The organism is Polaromonas naphthalenivorans CJ2 (assembly GCF_000015505.1).
Classification (GTDB): Bacteria; Pseudomonadota; Gammaproteobacteria; order Burkholderiales; family Burkholderiaceae_C; genus Polaromonas; species Polaromonas naphthalenivorans.
This window is the reverse complement of sequence record NC_008781.1, coordinates 2,270,230-2,286,547: the sequence shown is the minus strand read 5'-3', so window position 1 is coordinate 2,286,547 and position 16,318 is coordinate 2,270,230. Positions and strand designations below refer to the sequence as shown.

The following is a 16,318-nucleotide window of genomic DNA, read 5'->3' as shown; positions in this document are numbered from 1 at the left end:
GCGGCCCTACTGGGGCGCGCGTTTCAACGGGCCAAAGCAGGCCTTCAGCGATTCTTCCCTGCAGACGATCAGCTGGTCTTTTTTCGGGCTGAACTGGATGAAGCGCGTGACCGGCTCGCCAGGCGCCTCGTGCAGGTCGCCGGAGCAGTCTTTCTTGCCATTGCCTTCGGTGACGGTTTCCGTCAGCCGGTAAAAGCCGAGCAGGCTGGGCATGGGCGAGACTTCGTAACGGCTTTGCGTGACTTCCTCGCCACTGCTGCCTTGCCGCGTGCCGTTGCCCTGGTAGTTCAGGGTTTCGGTGCAGGTCTTGCCCGGCAGCATCCAGGTCCAGCTTCCCACGACAGGATGCTGGACCGGGGCTGAAGGTGCGCCTGACGACGGACCGGCCGCCCGGAGCGATGCAAAACTGCACAGCAGCGTGAAGAAAAAGAAAAATTGACGCAAGGGGTAGCTCCTGTTGAAGGTGTTGAGGGTGTTGAGGTTTTTGAGGCTGTCCGGTGGACTACTCAAGCGCCTGGGGGTTTTTGTAATGCGCGCAAATCGCGTCAATCAGCGACTGCGCATAGGCCGGCAGGGCTTCATGCTCTCGAACCAGGATGTAGCGCTCGCGCACGCTCCACGGCTCGAGCAACTCGATGAGCGCCAGTTGCATGCTGTCCTGGTTGCGCCGCGCCGCGCTCTCGGGAACGATGCCGATCCCCACGCCGGCGCCAATCATGCGGCACATGGCGTCAAAGCTGCTGAGCTGGATGCGCAGCTTGAGCGGCTTGCCCAGCTTTTCGGTCACCTGCATCAGAAAGGTCTGCAGGGTGCTGCCTTGCTGCATGGCCACGGCATCCTCGTCCAGCGTTTCGGAAAAGGCAATGCGCTGGCGGCCGGCGAAGCGGTGCTGGCGCGAGGTCACCAGCACCAGCCGGTCGGTGCTGAAGTGAATCGCCCGCAGGCCCAGCGTATCGACCTGGGCGGACACGATGCCGATGTCCGCGCGCCCGTCGAGCACGCCGCGTGCTATCTCTGTATTCGGTTTTTCCTGAAGGTCGATGTTCACGCGCGGGTTGTCCAGCAGAAATCCCGGCAGGATTTCGGGCAGGAAGTCCGTCACGGCCGTGGTGTTGGCAAACACCCGGACATGGCCGCGCAGGCCGCCGCCGTACTCCTGCAGGTCCAGGCGCAGCTGCTCGGTCTGCCGCAGCACGCCGCGCGCATGGTGCAAAAAGGCTTCGCCGGGCGGGCTCAGGCGCATTCCGCGCGCTTCGCGGTAGAGCAGGGGCAGCCCGGCCTGCGCTTCGAGCGCCTTGATGCGGGCGCTGGCCGCCGCCAGCGACAAATGCTGCCGGGCAGCAGCGCGGGTCAGGTTGCCTTCTTCGGCGGTGACGACGAAAAGGCGCAGGTCGGTCAGGTCGAAATGCATGGAGGCGATGGTAGCGCGTTTGCGCCAGCCTTCGGAAATTCAGAAGCCTTGGTCTTGAAATGAGTGATTGTTCAGAGCGCTGGAACGCGTGATCATTCGCCCATCCAAGCTAAACCCCGACCATGATGACTGCAAGCAAAACCGAAATAGAGCCCCGCACGCTCGACGCCGCCACCCTGGCCCATCTGCAGGGCTGGTCCGGCAAGACCGAAACCCTGGGCGATGACATCACTGCCGCGCCGGTTCGCGGGCTGTCGGCCACGCTGGACCGCGATGATCCGGCCCCCCGGCCTGGAACGGCGCTGCCGCCGCTGTGGCACTGGCTGTATTTTTTGCCGCAGCACCGCCAGAGCGAGATCGGACCCGACGGCCACGCCCGGCGCGGCGGTTTTTTGCCACCCGTGCCGCTGCCGCGCCGCATGTGGGCCGGCGGCCGGCTGCAATGGCTGCAGGCGAATCCCCTCGTGGTGGGCGATGCCGTCCGGCGCATCTCGCGCATCGAGTCGGTCACGCACAAGGCGGGGCGCACCGGCGACCTGCTGTTCGTGCTGGTCAAGCACGAAGTCCACAACGCCAGCGGCCTGGCGCTGACCGAGGAGCACGACATCGTCTACCGCGCTGCCGCCCAGCCCGGCGACCCGGTGCCGCCGCCGGTGGCTGCGGAACAAGGCGCGGCCTGGCAGCGCGAGATCACGCCCGACGACGTGCTGCTGTTCCGCTACTCCGCGCTGACCTTCAACGGCCACCGCATCCACTACGACCGCAAGTACGTGACCGAGGTCGAAGGCTACCCGGGCCTGATCGTTCACGGCCCCTTGATTGCCACGCTGCTGGTCGATCTGGTGCGCCGCCAGCTGCCCGGCGCCTTCATCAAAAGTTTCAACTTCAAGGCGGTGCGGCCGACGTTCGATTTGCATCCGTTCCGGCTCAACGGCCAGCCTTCGCCTGACGGCAAAACCGTCAAGCTCTGGGCCGAAGACCATGAAGGCTGGCTCACCATGCAGGCCACGGCCGAGCTGGCTTGATTCAAACATCCCCTACGGAAATCCCCATGATCAAAACCAGGACCGACCAATACCAGGACATCCGCGACGCGGTGCGCGCGCTGTGCGCCGAGTTTCCCGATGAATACCACCGCAAGATCGACGAAGCCAGGGGCTACCCGGAAGCCTTTGTCGATGCGCTGACCCAGGCCGGCTGGCTGGCAGCCATGATCCCGCACGAGTACGGCGGCTCGGGCCTGGGCCTGACCGAGGCCTCGGTGGTGATGGAGGAAATCAACCGCAGCGGCGGCAATTCGGGCGCCTGCCACGGCCAGATGTACAACATGGGAACGCTCTTGCGCCATGGCTCCGAGGCGCAAAAGGAGCTGTACCTGCCAAAAATAGCCACCGGCGAGTGGCGCCTGCAGTCGATGGGCGTGACCGAGCCGAGCACCGGCACCGACACCACCAGGATCAAGACCACCGCCGTGAAAAAGGACGGCCGCTACGTCATCAACGGCCAGAAGGTCTGGATCTCGCGCGTGCAGCATTCGGACTGGATGATTTTGCTGGCGCGCACCACGCCGCTGGCCGAGGTGAAGAAAAAGAGCGAAGGCATGTCGATCTTCATGGTCGATCTGCGCCAGGCCGAAAAGTCGGGCATGACGGTGCGGCCGATTCCCAACATGGTCAACCACGAGACCAACGAGCTGTTCTTCGAGAACCTCGAAATCCCGGAGGAGAACCTGATCGGCGAGGAAGGCCAGGGCTTCAAGTACATCCTGGACGGGTTGAACGCCGAACGCACCTTGATCGCTGCCGAGTGCATCGGCGACGGCTACTGGTTCATCGACCGCGTGACCAAGTACGTCGGCGAGCGCGTGGTCTTCGGCCGGCCCATCGGCCAGAACCAGGGCGTGCAGTTCCCGATTGCCGAGGCCTACATCGAGATCGAGGCCGCCAACCTGATGCGCTACCAGGCCTGCGAGCTGTTCGATGCGCGCCAGCCCTGCGGCGCCCAGGCCAACATGGCCAAGTACCTGGCGGCCAAGGCGTCGTGGGAAGCAGCTAACGCCTGCATCCAGTTCCACGGCGGCTTCGGCTTTGCCAACGAATACGACGTGGAGCGCAAGTTCCGCGAGACGCGCCTGTACCAGGTCGCGCCGATCTCGACCAATTTGATCCTGAGCTACGTGGCCGAGCATGAGCTGGGCCTGCCGCGCTCATTCTGAAACCGGGGAACAAATATGACACGACCGCTTGACGGCATCACCGTTGTTTCGCTCGAACATGCGATTGCCGCGCCGTTCTGCACCCGCCAGCTGGCCGACCTGGGCGCGCGCGTCATCAAGGTCGAGCGCCCCGGCGTAGGCGACTTTGCCCGCGCCTATGACAGCCGCGTCAAGGGCCAGGCCTCGCATTTCGTCTGGACCAACCGCTCCAAGGAAAGCCTGACGCTGGACCTCAAGCAGCCGGACGCGCTGGCGGCGCTCAAAGACCTGCTGGGCCAGGCCGACGTGCTGGTGCAAAACCTCGCGCCCGGCGCGGCGGCGCGCATGGGGCTGTCGTTCGAGGCGCTCAGCCAGCTGCATCCAAAGCTGATCGTCTGCGATATTTCGGGCTATGGCGAGGACGGCCCCTACCGCGACAAGAAGGCCTACGACCTCCTGATCCAGAGCGAAGCGGGCATGCTGTCGATCACCGGCACGCCCGACGAACCCAGCAAGGCCGGCAATTCGATGGCCGACATTGCCGCCGGCATGTATGCCTACACCGGCATCCTGTCGGCGCTGCTGCTGCGCGCCAAGACCGGGCAGGGCAGCCACATCGACGTGTCGATGCTCGAATCGCTGGCCGAATGGATGGGCTACCCGCTGTATTACGCGTTTGAAGGCGCGCCGCCGCCGCCGCGCACGGCCGCATCGCACGCCAGCATCTACCCCTATGGTCCGTTCCAGGCGGGCGACGGCGGCACGGTCATGCTGGGCCTGCAGAACGAGCGCGAGTGGAAGCTGTTCTGCGAGGTGGTGCTCCAGGATGCGGGCCTGGCCGGCGATGCGCGCTTTGACAGCAATGCCAAACGCAATGAACACCGCGAGGCGCTCAAGGCCATCATCCTGGCGACCTTTGCCAGCCTGAACACGGCCGAGGTCGTGGCGCGGCTCGACAAGGCGCAGATCGCCAACGCCCGCATGAACAGCATGGCGGAAGTCTGGGCGCACCCGCAACTCAAGGCGCGCGAGCGCTGGCAGTCCGTGGGCTCGCCGGCCGGCGCTATTCCCGCGCTGCTGCCGCCGGGCCGCAACAACAGTTTTGACTATCGCATGGACGCCATTCCGGCCGTCGGCCAGCACACCGACGCCATCCTGCGCGAGCTGGGCCAGGGCGATGAGGCCATTGCCCGGTTGCGCGCGGCGGGCGCCATCTGACGGATGCTCGGGAAACCCGCTGGTCACTATCAAATAAATAGCTGCTTGCGCATGACCATAAAGCGCAAACAGCCAATTTGATTCATAAAAAGGACGATTTGCATGAACTCCACAACCCCGACGGCCCAGCTGGCCGCCTTTGCCGCCAGCCTGCGTTTCGACGACATTCCCGGGCCGGTGGTCCGCCGGGCCGAAGACCTGCTGGTGGACTGGTTCGGCTCGACCGTCGCCGGCCACGGCTCGCGTCCGGTCGCGAGCATCACGCGCTTTGCACAGGCCATGGGACCGCAGGCCGGCCCCAGCGAGGTGATCGTCAGCCGCGCCCGCACCAGCCCCTACCTGGCGGCCATGGCCAACGCGGCCGCCTCGCATGTGGCCGAGCAGGACGACGTGCACAACGGCTCGGTGTTCCATCCGGCCACCGTCGTCTTTCCGGCCGCCGTGGCGACCGCGCAGGCGCTGGGCGCCAGCGGCCGGGAACTGCTCACCGCGTCGGTCGTGGGCTACGAGGTCGGCATCCGCGTCGGTGAATTCCTCGGCCGTTCGCACTACAAGGTGTTCCACACGACCGGCACGGCCGGCACGCTGGCGGCGGCTGCGGCCGTGGGCCATCTGCTCGGGCTCGATGCGCGGCAGATGCAGCACGCCTTCGGTTCGGCCGGCACGCAGTCGGCGGGGTTGTGGGAGTTCTTGCGCACGGCGGCCGATTCGAAACAACTGCACACCGCGCACGCGGCGGCGGCCGGGCTGATGTCGGCCTACCTCGCGCAGGACGGCTTTACCGGTGCGGCGCAGATTCTTGAAGGCCCGCAGGGCATGGCGGCCGGCATGTCGAGCGATGCCGACCCCTCCCGGCTCACCGACGGCCTGGGCACGCGCTGGGCCACGGCCGAAACGTCGTTCAAATTCCACGCGTCGTGCCGCCACACGCACCCGGCGGCCGATGCGCTGCTGCAGGTGATGCAGGCCCATCGCCTCCAGCCCGAAGACCTGGACCGCGTCGTCACGCAGGTGCACCAGGGCGCGATTGACGTGCTCGGTCCGGTGCTGCGGCCCGCCACGGTGCATCAGAGCAAATTTTCCATGGGCACGGTGCTGGCGCTGGTGGCGCGCTTCGGCCAGGCCGGCCTGGCCGAGTTCGACCGGCATTTCCTGGACGATGCCACGCAAAGCCTGGCAGGCCGCGTAAGCATGGAACTCGACGCCGAAGTCGATGCCGCCTACCCGCAGCGCTGGATCGGCAAGGTTGCCGTGCACACCCTGGATGGCCGCGTGCTGCACGGCCGGGTCGATGAGCCCAAGGGCGACCCCGGCAACACGCTGAGCCGTGAAGAGATCACCGCCAAGGCGCTGCGGCTGGCCGCGTTCAGCGGCGGCGCCACGGCCGCTGAAATGCAGGCGGCCATCGACGCGCTGTGGCGGATTGCCGGCGTGCCGGTGGTCGGCAACTTGTTGCGCCAGCGTGAAGTGAGTCCAGCCCATGTCTGAAATACCTGTGACCCTGGCGCTGGCTTCGGCGCGCTCCTTTTTGTTTGTTCCCGCCACCCGGCCCGAGCGCTTTGCCAAGGCGCTGGCATCCGGTGCCGACGCCGTCATCATCGACCTGGAAGATGCGGTGGCCCCGGCCGACAAGAGCGCCGCACGGCAGGCCCTGCTGCAGGCGTTTGACGGCATTGATGCGGCCCAGCGCCATCGCTTGCTGGTGCGCATCAACGCCGCCGGCACGCCCTGGCATGCCGACGACCTGATCGCCCTGCGCGAGCTGGCCGCGCACGGACTTGGCGCGGTGATGGTGTCCAAGGCCGAATCGGCGGCCGTGCTGGATGAGGTGGCGGCGCACGCCGGCCCCTCCTGCGCGCTGCTGCCGCTGATCGAGTCGGTCGCCGGCCTCGATGCCGTTGATGCGCTGGCGGCCTGCCCGCGGGTAGCGCGCCTGGCCTTCGGCCATCTCGATTTCCAGGCCGATGCGGGCCTGGCCTGCGATGCGGCCGAGCTTGAACTGATACCCGTGCGCCTGGCGCTGGTGCTGGCGTCGCGCCGCGCCGCTCTAGCCGCGCCGGTCGATGGCATTTCGCCCGGTACGCGGGACACGGCGCAGCTGAGCCTTGACGCGGCGCGCAGCCGGCGCGGCGGCTTTGGCGGCAAGCTGTGCATCCACCCGGCGCAGGCGGCGGCGGTCAATGCGGCGTTCTCGCCCGGCGCGGCCGAGATCGACTGGGCGCGGCGCGTGCAGGCAGCCTTCGAGGCGGCCGGCGGCGGCGTGTTCAGCCTCGATGGCCGCATGGTGGATGCGCCGGTATTGCTCCTGGCGCAGCGCACGCTGGCGCAGGCGGCGCTGCATGCGCTGACGTAGTTTTAACGATGCTGACGATGTATTAACCCAAGAAGGAGACAAGATGAAACTCAAACTCAAACTCAAGACCGTGCTCATGACCTCGATGGTTGCGGTGGCGGCCGGCCTCGCGGCCCCCGCGTCGGCGCAGGCGCCGTTTCCCGACCGGCCGGTCTCGCTGGTGGTGCCGTTCGCGGCCGGCGGTCCGACCGACGTGGTGGCGCGCATGATCGCCGTTCCCATGGGCAAGTCGCTGGGCCAGGCGGTGGTGGTCGAAAACGCGGTGGGCGCCGGCGGCACGATTGCCGCCACCAAGGTCGCGCGCGCCGCGCCCAACGGCTACACCCTGTTCATCCACCACATGGGCATGGCGACGGCGCCGGCGCTCTACAAGAAGCTGGCGTTCGATCCGCTGAAGGATTTCGAGTACATCGGCCAGGTCGTCGATGTGCCGATGACGCTGCTCGGACGCAAGGATTTTCCGGCCAATAACCTGCAGGAGCTGAAGGCCTACATCAAGGCCAACCCGAACAAGGTGTCGCTGGCCAACGCCGGCCTGGGCGCGGTGTCGCACCTGTGCGGCCTGCTGTTCATGACCCAGCTGGGCGCCGAACTCAACACCATTCCCTACAAGGGCACCGGCCCGGCCATGAACGACCTGCTCGGCGGCCAGGTCGATTTGCTGTGCGACCAGACCACGCAGACCGTGCCGATGATCAAGGAAGGCCGCATCAAGGCGTTCGGCGTGACCACGCTCAAGCGCCTGTCGGCCCTGCCCAATGTGCCCACGCTCGACGAGCAGGGCATGAAAGGTTTTGAAGTGAAGGTCTGGCACGGCATGTATGCGCCCAAGGGCACGCCCAAGCCAGTGCTCGACAAGATCACCGCCGCGCTGCAAACGGCGATGCAGGACCCGATGGTCAGGCAGCGCCTGGCGGACCTGAGTTCCGAGCCGGCGCCCATGGACAAGATCAATGCCAGCGGCCTGAAGACCCACCTGGAAGCCGAAATCGCCAAGTGGGGGCCGGTGATCAAGAAGGCCGGCATTTACGCGGATTGAGCTGGCCCCAGGGCTGGCGCTGCGCGCGCTCGTTCATGACGCGCAACGGCACGGGCCGCCAGCTCTGGGAGTGTTTGATCTGCGGCTACCAGTCCTCCTGCATCGTGGGCACGGTGTTCGAGCACACCAAACTGCCCCTGTCGGTGTGGTTTTTGGCTCTTTATCTGATGACGCAGCACAAGAACGCGATCAGCGCCCTGGCTCTGAAGCGCCAGCTGGGGGTGACGTACAAAACCGCCTGGCTCATCAAGCACAAGCTCATGCAAACCATGCTGCTGCGCGAAGAGCCGCGTCGCCTGGACGGGCGCGTGGAGATCGATGACCATGCTGGGCAATCTCAAGACCTCCCTGGCCGGCACTTACCACTCGTTTGACCATGCCAGGTATGGCGCGCGCTATCTGGCCGAATTTGCTTACCGTTTCAACCGGCGATTTGACCTGGCAGCGATGCTGCCGCGCCTGCTGCGCGCTGCGGTGACGACCCAACCGCTTCCCCTTCGGGTACTGCGCTTGTCTGAGGCAGGTAGCTAATCAGGCAAAAATGCATTTTGCGCTCGCCAGTCATGCATAAGCAGCTATTAATTCAGGAGCAAAATTGGGTTCTGAACCTGGAGGATGCGGTTTTCAAACCCGTTCCAGGATCACGGCAATGCCTTGCCCCACGCCAATGCACATGGTGCACAGCGCGTAGCGCCCGCCGCTCTGGTGCAGCCGGTTGACCGCCGTGGTGGCCAGGCGCGCGCCGCTGGCGCCCAGCGGATGGCCCAGCGCAATCGCGCCGCCCCAGGCGTTGACGCGCGGGTCGTCGTCCGGCACGCCGAGCATGCGCAGAACGGCCAGGCCCTGCGCGGCAAACGCTTCGTTGAGTTCGATCACGTCCATCTGGGCGATGGTCAAACCCGTCAGCGCCAGCACCTTTTGCGTCGCCGGCGCCGGGCCGATGCCCATGACACGCGGCGCCACGCCGGCCGTCGCCATGCCGACGATGCGGGCTCTGGGCGTCAGGCCGTTCCTGGCGGCGCTGGCTTCATCGGCCAGCAGCAGCGCGCAGGCGCCGTCGTTCACGCCGCTGGCGTTGCCCGCCGTCACGGTGCCGTCCGGGCGCACGATGGGCTTGAGTTTTGCCAGCACGTCCATCGAGGTGGCGCGCGGATGCTCGTCCTGGTCCACAAGGATGGCATCGCCCTTTTTCTGGGGGATGCTCACCCCGACAATTTCACGCGCCAGGTGGCCGGCCTGTTGCGCCGCGACGGCCCTGAGCTGGCTGCTGAGAGCCATCCGGTCCTGGTCCTGGCGGCTGATGTTGAAATCGGTGGCGACGTTCTCGGCGGTTTCGGGCATCGAATCGACGCCGTACTGCGCCTTCATCAGCTTGTTGACGAAACGCCAGCCAATCGTCGTGTCATAGACCGCATTGCTGCGGCTGAAGGCGCTCTCGGCCTTCGGCATGACGAAAGGCGCGCGGCTCATGCTCTCGACGCCGCCGGCAATCATCAGGCCCGCTTCGCCCGACTTGATGGCGCGCGCTGCCGTGCCCAAGGCATCCAGACCCGAGCCGCACAGGCGGTTGACCGTGCCACCGGGCACTTCCAGCGGCAGCCCGGCCAGCAAGGCGCTCATGCGCGCCACATTGCGGTTGTCTTCGCCGGCCTGGTTGGCGCAGCCGTAGATCACGTCGGCAACCATCTGCCAGTCCACGTCCGGGTTGCGCGCCATCAAGGCCCGGATGGGAATGGCGCCCAGGTCGTCGGCGCGAACGCTTGAGAGGGCGCCGCCGTAGCGGCCGAAAGGGGTGCGGATGGCGTCGCAGATAAAGGCTTGGGTCATCATGGTCGTATTGAGGTGAGGGGAGTGGGGAGGTTAGGGATTCAACAAAACAGACAGGTCGGCCACCACAAAGCCGTGGCCCGATTCACCGGCAAGGCGCTGCAGGTCTTGCGCCAGTTGCGCCGGGTCCTGCTGGCGCGCCCAGAACACCGGGCCGCCTTCCCAGCGCGGGAAGCCGTAGCCCTGCACCAGCACCACGTCGATGTCGCTGGGACGGCTAGCTACGCCTTCGGCCAGCAGCAGCGCCGCCTCGTTCACCATGGCCAGCAGGGCGCGGCGCTGGATTTCAGTGGCGTCAAGCGTGCGGCGCGTGATGCCGCGCTGGCTTGACGCCTGCTCGATGATGGCGCGCACGATGGCATCGGTGGCTTTGACCTGCTTGCCGTCGGGATAACGGTAGTAGCCGGCTCCGGTCTTGCGGCCCAGCCGCCCCTGCTCGCACAGCTGGTCGAGGATGCCCACATAGCGCTCGCGCGGATCGCGCGAGGCGGCCTGCGCCTTGCGCATGCGCCAGGCGATGTCCAGGCCGGACAGGTCGGCCACGGCGAACGGGCCCATGGCAAAGCCCAAGTCGGTCAGCGCCTGGTCCACGGCCTCCGGCCAGGCGCCGTCTTCCAGCATGAATTCGCATTGCTTGCGGTAGGCGTTGTAGATGCAGTTGCCTATGAAGCCAAAGGCATTGCCGCACAGCACCGGCAGCTTTTTGAGCTTCTTGCCCAGGGCCATGCCGGTGGCGACCACATCGGCCGCCGTCCGCTCGCCACGCACCACTTCGAGCAGCTTCATGACGTTGGCCGGACTGAAGAAGTGCAGGCCCAGCACGTCCTGCGGCCGGGCCGTCAGCTGGGCAATCGCATCCACGTCCAGGTAGGAGGTGTTGGTGGCCAGCACCGCGCCTGACCGCGCATGGGCATCGATTTTCCTGAATACGTCCTGCTTGACGGGCATGTCCTCGAACACTGCCTCGATGACCAGGTCGGCACGGCCCAGCTGGACCCAGTCGGTCGTGGGGCTCAGGCGCGCCTGGCTGGCGGCGGCCACGGCGGCCTTGACCTTGCCAGCGGCCACGCGGCTTTGGTAATGCTCGGCCACGCGCTGCTGGCCGCGCTGCAGGGCCACATCGTCCTGCTCCAGCAGGATCACGTTCAGCCCGGCATCGAGCGCGCAAATGGCAATGCCCGCGCCCATGGTGCCGGCGCCAATCACGGCCACGGTCTGCACCGGGCGGGGGGCTGCCTGCAGCGCGGCCGGCAGCTTGGCCGCCTCGCGCTCGGCAAAGAACTGGTGGCGCAGCGCATACGCCTCGGTGGACACGCGCAGTTGCTGGAACACCGCGCGCTCCTGCGCCAGGCCTTCGTCGATGGGCAATCGGGCGGCATTCTTGACGGCCGCGATGGCCGCCAGCACGGCCGGCCGGCGCTTGCCGGCGCGCAGCGCGGTTTGCTCGGCCTGCTCGATGGCCGCCGCGTCTTCCGTGGGAACCTGTTCATCGCGAATACGGCACTTGCGACCCGCCAGCCGCCGCGCCAGCGCCATCGCATGGGCCTGCAAGTCGCCGGCAACGACTTCATCGATCAGCCGCAACGCCAGCGCCTTGTCGGCCGTGATGCGCTCTCCGCTGCAGATCATCTCGATGGCGCGGGCCACGCCGACCCGGCGCGGCAGGCGCTGGGTGCCGCCCGCGCCGGGAATGATGCCCAGGGTGACTTCGGGCAGGCCCAGCAGCGTGCCGGCCAGCGCGATGCGGGCATCGCAGGCCAGCGCCAGCTCCAGGCCGCCGCCCAGCGCCGCGCCGTGCAGCGCGGCAACAACCGGTTTGCTGCAGGCTTCAATCAGAGCGATGACGGCAGGCATCTGCGGGTCTTGCAGCGGCTGGCCGAATTCGCGCAAATCGGAGCCGGCCACGAAGGTGGTGCCGCCGCCGATGATGACGCCAGCCACCAGGTCAGCCTGGGCCTGCAGCTGCTGTATCGCCGCCGTCAGACCCTGGCGCACCGTCAGTGATCCGGCGTTGATGGGCGGGTTGTTGATTTCAATCAGCAAGACATCACCGATCTGTTCGGTGCGTACTGTGGACATGGTTTCTTCTTTCATGGGGGTTCAAGCTCCGTCTATGCGGATGGCGATCTTGCCGAACTGCTCGCCAGACTCCAGGCGGCTCAAGGCCGCGTGGGTCTGGTCCAGCGCAAATTCGCTGTCGATGACGGGCCGCAGGCCGGTGCGTTCCACCAGGCGCAGCAAATCCCCGAACTCGTCGAAGTTGCCCAGCGTCGAGCCGAATATCTGGAGCTGGCGGATGAAGATCCGCCTGATGTCCGCTGGCGGCTGGTCGCCGGTCATGGCGCCGCAGGTGACCAGCCGGCCGCTGCGCACCAGCGATTTCATGGCCGATGACCAGACAGCCGCACCGACGTTTTCAATCACCACGTCCACGCCGCGTCCCCCGGTGCGGGCCATCACTTCCTTGACCACGTCCTGCGTGCTGCTGTTGATCAGGTGGTCGGCCCCAAGCAGGCGGGCGCGCTCCAGCTTGGAATCGTCGCGCGAGGTGACGATGGCTTGAGCGCCCGCCAGCTTGGCCAGTTGCAGGGCCGCCAGCGACACGCCGCCGCCTATGCCAAAGATCAGCACGGTCTCCCACGGCTTGAGCTGTGCCTTGGTGAACAGCATGCGCCAGGCGGTCAGGTGGTTGACGCCCAGTGCGGCCGCTTCGGCGAAGCTCAAGCCGGCAGGCATGGGGAAGACATTCTGTGCCGGCACACTCACGTATTCGGCCAGCGTGCCGTCCCGGTGCTCGCCCAGATACTGGATGCCGGTGCACAGGACCACCTCGCCGCGCTGGCAGAACTCGCAGCGCCCGCAGCCAATTGCCGGATGCAGCACCACGGACTGGCCGGGCGCGAGCAGTCTTTCATCGGCATCGACTTCTTCCACGATGCCCGCGCCGTCCAGGCCCATGATCTGCGGCAGTTGGTGCGTGATGCCGGCGCCGCTGTTGCGCATGTAGATATCCACCCGGTTGAGGGTAGCGGCCTGCATGCGAATCAGTACCTGACCGGGTTGTCGCACCGGCTTGGGCCGGTGCCCTATGCTGACGACTTCGTTGCCGCCATGCCCTGTAATAAATACGGTTTTCATGTTGAAATCTCCTTCACCTTGAGGGCCTTCGCATACTGGACAAAAAAATCCAGGCTGGTCGGGTTCTGCATTGAATCCGGGCTGGCCGCCTTGTCAGGCGAGCTACCCAACAGCAGTTTCCGGACAGGCACTTCCATCTTTTTTCCGCTCAGCGTGCGAGGAATTTCAGTCACCTGCACCACCTCGTTGGGGACGTGGCGCGCAGAGGCCTTGGAGCGTATCTGGTGCTTGATGCGTTCCTGCAGTACCTCGTCGAAAACCGCGCCGGGTTGCAGCACCACAAACAGCGGCATGAACGAGGGGCGCCCCAAAAACTCCAGGTCGATGACCAGGCTGTCGCGCACCTCGGGCATTTCTTCAACCACCCGGTAGATTTCAGCCGTTCCCATCCGGATGCCAAAGCGGTTGATCGTGCTGTCTGATCGCCCATAGATGACTGCGCTGCCGTGCTCTGTGAAGCGTATCCAGTCACCCTGGCGCCACAGGCCAGGATAGGTTTCAAAATAGCTCTCCAGGTAGCGCTTGTTGCCCGTGTCGTTCCAGAAATAAAGGGGCATCGACGGCATGGGTTGGGTGATGACCAACTCGCCCACCTCGTTGACCACCGGCTCGCCAGCGTCGTTCCAGGCGTAGGCGGCCACGCCAAGTTCCCGGCATTGAATCTCGCCGGCGTGCACCGGCAAAGTAGGGGCGCAGGCCACGAAGCACGCGGCAATATCCGTCCCGCCACTGATGGAGGCCAGCCATACATCAGGTTTGACCGCGTCGTAAACCCAGTGGTAGGCATCCATCGACAGCGGCGAACCGGTGGAGAGGATGGTGCGGAGTTTGGACAACTTTGCGAAGTCCCGGGGGCGCACGCCATCCTTCATGCAATTGATGAGGTAAGCCGCTCCGCAGCCCAACTGCGTCACACCATGTTCATCCATGAAGCGCCACAGCGCATCGCCCGTTGGCCAGGCAGGGTTGCCGTCGTAGAGAACAATGGATGCGCCCGACAGCAGGGCGCCCACCTGAAGGTTCCACACAGCCCACCCGGTGCTACCCAGAAACATCAACCGATCACCCGGCCGCAGATCGTTTTGCAGCGCCATCGATTTCAGGTGCGTCAGCACAATGCCACCGTGGCTGTGCACGATGGCCTTGGGCAGCCCGGTCGTTCCGGAGGAATACAGAATCCACAAGGGGTGGCTGAAAGGCAGCCGTTCGTAGCGCGGTGTTGCGCTCCCCGCTACACAATCTTGCCAAGAGCAATGATTGCGCCACGGCAAGGGACGACTTCCGTCCAGCGGCCCCGAAACCTGCACCACCCGCTGCACGCTGGGCAGCCCTGCCAGCAGTTCGTTCACCACCACAGACCGGTCGTGATTCTTGCCGTTGTAGCTGTAGCTGTCGGTCGCGAAAAGCACCTTGGGCTCGATCTGGCGCAGGCGGTCCAGCACCACGTTTGCCCCCATGTCGGGTGCGCAGCTGGACCAGATGGCGCCGACACTGGCGCAGGCCAGGAAGGCGATCACGGTTTCCGGGAGATTGGGCATGAAGCTGGCCACGCGGTCACCGGGTTGCACGCCCCAACTGCGCAGCTGTGCCGCCAGCGCCGCAGTCGTGCGCTCCAGCTCTTCCCAGGATATTTCCCGAAGCGGGGCGCCTTCCGTGTGGGCGAGCATCACCGGGTGCGCGGAGGTGGCATTGCGGAAAACGTGCTCCGCAAAGTTCAGGCGTGCGTTCGGGAACCACTGGATACCGGGCATCTGCTCGCCAACCATCGCAGGCTCCCGCTCTCCATCCGCTTGAACTTCAAAGAAGTCCCAGATGGACTGCCAAAAGCCTGGCAAGTCCTCGATTGACCAGCGCCACAGTTCATCGTAATCCTGGGTGTGCACGCCCTTTTCGGTGGAGAGCCATTGCTGGTATTTCACAAGCCGGCTGGACTGCAGCTGTTCCGGATCGGGCGTCCACAAAACTTGGCCATGGCCTTCGGGCGGGGTGTTTTCTTGCATGGGTGGGCTCTTTCAGTGAGTGGGTCTAAAGAATGGGTTTTTGGTCGTGGAAGATCGGTTGAAGAACTTCTCGGCGATCGTTCCACGGCAAGAAACCTTGTCCCCGATAGACGTGATGGCCAGGAATCGATCGCTACAACTGCGAATGGCCGACTGATAGCGGGACCATGGTTTTCGTAGCCTGTTCCTGTACGAAGTTTTTACAGTGCGCCAATCAATTCCGGCACGGCGGTGAACAAGTCGGCCTCCAGCCCGTAGTCGGCCACGCCGAAGATGGGCGCCTCGCCGTCCTTGTTGATGGCGACGATGACCTTGGAGTCCTTCATGCCGGCCAGATGCTGGATGGCGCCCGAGATGCCCACGGCCACGTAGAGCTGCGGCGCGACGATCTTGCCGGTCTGCCCGACCTGCCAGTCGTTGGGCGCGTAACCCGCATCGACCGCCGCGCGGCTTGCGCCCAGCGCGGCGCCGAGCTTGTCGGCCAGCGGGATCAGCACTTCATTGAACTTCTCGCTCGAACCCAGCGCCCGGCCACCGGAGACGATGATCTTGGCGGCCGTCAGTTCGGGACGGTCGCTCTTGGTGATTTCGGAGCCGAGGAACGAGGACTTGCCGCTGTCGGCCACGCCGCTGACGACATCAATGGCGGCGCTGCCGCCCGTAGCGGCCGCCGCGTCAAAGCCGGTCGTGCGCACGGTGATGACCTTGATAGCATCCAGGCTCTGCACGATGGCAATGGCGTTGCCCGCGTAGATCGGGCGCTCGAACGTATCGGCCGCATCGACCTTGGTGATGTCGGAGATCTGCCCGACATCGAGCAGGGCCGCGACGCGCGGGGCGATGTTCTTGCCCGACGCCGTGGCCGGGAACAGGATGTGGCTGTAGCTGCTGGCGATGGCAATCACCTGGGCGGCCATGTTCTCGGCCAGGCCGTGGGCGAAATGCTCGCCGTCCACATGAATGACCTTGGTGACGCCGGAAATCTGGCTGGCCGCCTGCGCTGCGGCGGCGGCATTCAGGCCGGCCACCAGCACATGCACCTCGCCGCCGCACTGCGCTGCAGCGGTCACGGTGTTCAGGGTGGCGGGGCGGATGCTGGCGTTGTCGTGTTCTGCGATGACTAAAGAGGTCATGGTTT

At 65.6% G+C, this 16,318-nt stretch carries 13 protein-coding genes and 1 pseudogene; 7 read left to right on the top strand and 7 right to left on the bottom strand.

The annotated features are described in order from the left end of the window. Positions 1–6: 6 nt before the first annotated feature. Together PNAP_RS10760 and PNAP_RS10755 are read right to left on the bottom strand one after the other, a co-directional pair. Positions 7–510 carry a hypothetical protein gene (locus PNAP_RS10760; RefSeq protein WP_232290690.1) on the bottom strand — a complete coding sequence of 168 codons (504 nt, stop codon included), beginning with the start codon at positions 508–510 and terminating at the stop codon, positions 7–9. Then, entirely contained in the window at positions 503–1,411 is a 909-nt protein-coding gene (locus PNAP_RS10755; RefSeq protein WP_011801530.1) for a LysR family transcriptional regulator, read from the bottom strand. Before PNAP_RS10755 ends, PNAP_RS10760 begins: the two co-directional genes overlap by 8 nt. A 122-nt stretch (positions 1,412–1,533) precedes the next feature. Here PNAP_RS10755 and PNAP_RS10750 point away from each other — a divergent pair, with 122 nt between their 5' ends. The 7 genes and pseudogenes from PNAP_RS10750 to PNAP_RS27900 all read left to right on the top strand — a co-directional run bounded on the left by PNAP_RS10750 (position 1,534) and on the right by PNAP_RS27900 (position 8,746). After that, the gene (locus PNAP_RS10750; protein ID WP_011801529.1) at positions 1,534–2,436 is read left to right on the top strand and encodes an FAS1-like dehydratase domain-containing protein; all 903 of its coding nucleotides are present in this window, start codon (positions 1,534–1,536) and stop codon (positions 2,434–2,436) included. Between the two features lie 26 nt (positions 2,437–2,462). Next, positions 2,463–3,626 (top strand): acyl-CoA dehydrogenase family protein, encoded by a 1,164-nt coding sequence (locus tag PNAP_RS10745; RefSeq protein ID WP_011801528.1) that lies wholly within the window; start codon positions 2,463–2,465, stop codon positions 3,624–3,626. A 15-nt stretch (positions 3,627–3,641) separates the two neighbouring features. Continuing rightward, the gene (locus PNAP_RS10740) at positions 3,642–4,823 is read left to right on the top strand and encodes a CaiB/BaiF CoA transferase family protein (RefSeq protein ID WP_011801527.1); all 1,182 of its coding nucleotides are present in this window, start codon (positions 3,642–3,644) and stop codon (positions 4,821–4,823) included. A 102-nt stretch (positions 4,824–4,925) separates the two neighbouring features. Continuing rightward, positions 4,926–6,311 carry an MmgE/PrpD family protein gene (locus tag PNAP_RS10735; RefSeq protein WP_011801526.1) on the top strand — a complete coding sequence of 462 codons (1,386 nt, stop codon included), beginning with the start codon at positions 4,926–4,928 and terminating at the stop codon, positions 6,309–6,311. After that, positions 6,304–7,176: an HpcH/HpaI aldolase/citrate lyase family protein gene (locus tag PNAP_RS10730; protein ID WP_011801525.1), complete on the top strand. Its 873-nt coding sequence runs from the start codon at positions 6,304–6,306 to the stop codon at positions 7,174–7,176. The genes PNAP_RS10735 and PNAP_RS10730 overlap by 8 nt, the downstream gene beginning before the upstream one ends. A gap of 76 nt (positions 7,177–7,252) precedes the next feature. After that, on the top strand, positions 7,253–8,215 hold the full coding sequence (locus tag PNAP_RS10725) for a tripartite tricarboxylate transporter substrate binding protein BugD (protein ID WP_232290806.1): 963 nt from the start codon (positions 7,253–7,255) through the stop codon (positions 8,213–8,215). Beyond that, positions 8,173–8,746, top strand: a pseudogene (locus PNAP_RS27900) (IS1595 family transposase). Before PNAP_RS10725 ends, PNAP_RS27900 begins: the two are co-directional and overlap by 43 nt. A gap of 93 nt (positions 8,747–8,839) precedes the next feature. Here the strand turns inward: PNAP_RS27900 and pcaF are convergent. The 5 genes from pcaF to PNAP_RS10695 form a co-directional block, all read right to left on the bottom strand. After that, a complete protein-coding gene (pcaF, locus tag PNAP_RS10715) occupies positions 8,840–10,042 on the bottom strand; it encodes a 3-oxoadipyl-CoA thiolase (RefSeq protein ID WP_041376658.1) in 1,203 nt (400 codons plus the stop codon). Between the two features lie 33 nt (positions 10,043–10,075). After that, positions 10,076–12,121: a 3-hydroxyacyl-CoA dehydrogenase NAD-binding domain-containing protein gene (locus PNAP_RS10710; RefSeq protein ID WP_041377179.1), complete on the bottom strand. Its 2,046-nt coding sequence runs from the start codon at positions 12,119–12,121 to the stop codon at positions 10,076–10,078. 21 nt (positions 12,122–12,142) lie between these two features. Then, positions 12,143–13,180, bottom strand: coding sequence for a zinc-binding dehydrogenase (locus PNAP_RS10705; protein WP_011801521.1), 1,038 nt, complete (start codon positions 13,178–13,180; stop codon positions 12,143–12,145). Further along, positions 13,177–15,180: an acetoacetate--CoA ligase gene (locus PNAP_RS10700; RefSeq protein ID WP_011801520.1), complete on the bottom strand. Its 2,004-nt coding sequence runs from the start codon at positions 15,178–15,180 to the stop codon at positions 13,177–13,179. The genes PNAP_RS10705 and PNAP_RS10700 overlap by 4 nt, the downstream gene beginning before the upstream one ends. Before the next feature lie 200 nt (positions 15,181–15,380). Next, on the bottom strand, positions 15,381–16,313 hold the full coding sequence (locus PNAP_RS10695) for an electron transfer flavoprotein subunit alpha/FixB family protein (RefSeq protein WP_011801519.1): 933 nt from the start codon (positions 16,311–16,313) through the stop codon (positions 15,381–15,383). Positions 16,314–16,318: the final 5 nt, after the last annotated feature.

What these genes read in the sequence shown, in the direction of transcription:
- pcaF (WP_041376658.1), bottom strand. Translation starts at nt 10,042, where the DNA reads ATGACCCAAGCCTTTATCTGCGACGCCATCCGCACCCCTTTCGGCCGC.
- PNAP_RS10705 (WP_011801521.1), bottom strand. Translation starts at nt 13,180, where the DNA reads ATGAAAACCGTATTTATTACAGGGCATGGCGGCAACGAAGTCGTCAGC.
- PNAP_RS10695 (WP_011801519.1), bottom strand. Translation starts at nt 16,313, where the DNA reads ATGACCTCTTTAGTCATCGCAGAACACGACAACGCCAGCATCCGCCCC.
- PNAP_RS10725 (WP_232290806.1), top strand. Translation starts at nt 7,253, where the DNA reads ATGACCTCGATGGTTGCGGTGGCGGCCGGCCTCGCGGCCCCCGCGTCG.
- PNAP_RS10700 (WP_011801520.1), bottom strand. Translation starts at nt 15,180, where the DNA reads ATGCAAGAAAACACCCCGCCCGAAGGCCATGGCCAAGTTTTGTGGACG.
- PNAP_RS10730 (WP_011801525.1), top strand. Translation starts at nt 6,304, where the DNA reads ATGTCTGAAATACCTGTGACCCTGGCGCTGGCTTCGGCGCGCTCCTTT.
- PNAP_RS10740 (WP_011801527.1), top strand. Translation starts at nt 3,642, where the DNA reads ATGACACGACCGCTTGACGGCATCACCGTTGTTTCGCTCGAACATGCG.
- PNAP_RS10735 (WP_011801526.1), top strand. Translation starts at nt 4,926, where the DNA reads ATGAACTCCACAACCCCGACGGCCCAGCTGGCCGCCTTTGCCGCCAGC.
- PNAP_RS10745 (WP_011801528.1), top strand. Translation starts at nt 2,463, where the DNA reads ATGATCAAAACCAGGACCGACCAATACCAGGACATCCGCGACGCGGTG.
- PNAP_RS10755 (WP_011801530.1), bottom strand. Translation starts at nt 1,411, where the DNA reads ATGCATTTCGACCTGACCGACCTGCGCCTTTTCGTCGTCACCGCCGAA.
- PNAP_RS10750 (WP_011801529.1), top strand. Translation starts at nt 1,534, where the DNA reads ATGATGACTGCAAGCAAAACCGAAATAGAGCCCCGCACGCTCGACGCC.
- PNAP_RS10710 (WP_041377179.1), bottom strand. Translation starts at nt 12,121, where the DNA reads ATGTCCACAGTACGCACCGAACAGATCGGTGATGTCTTGCTGATTGAA.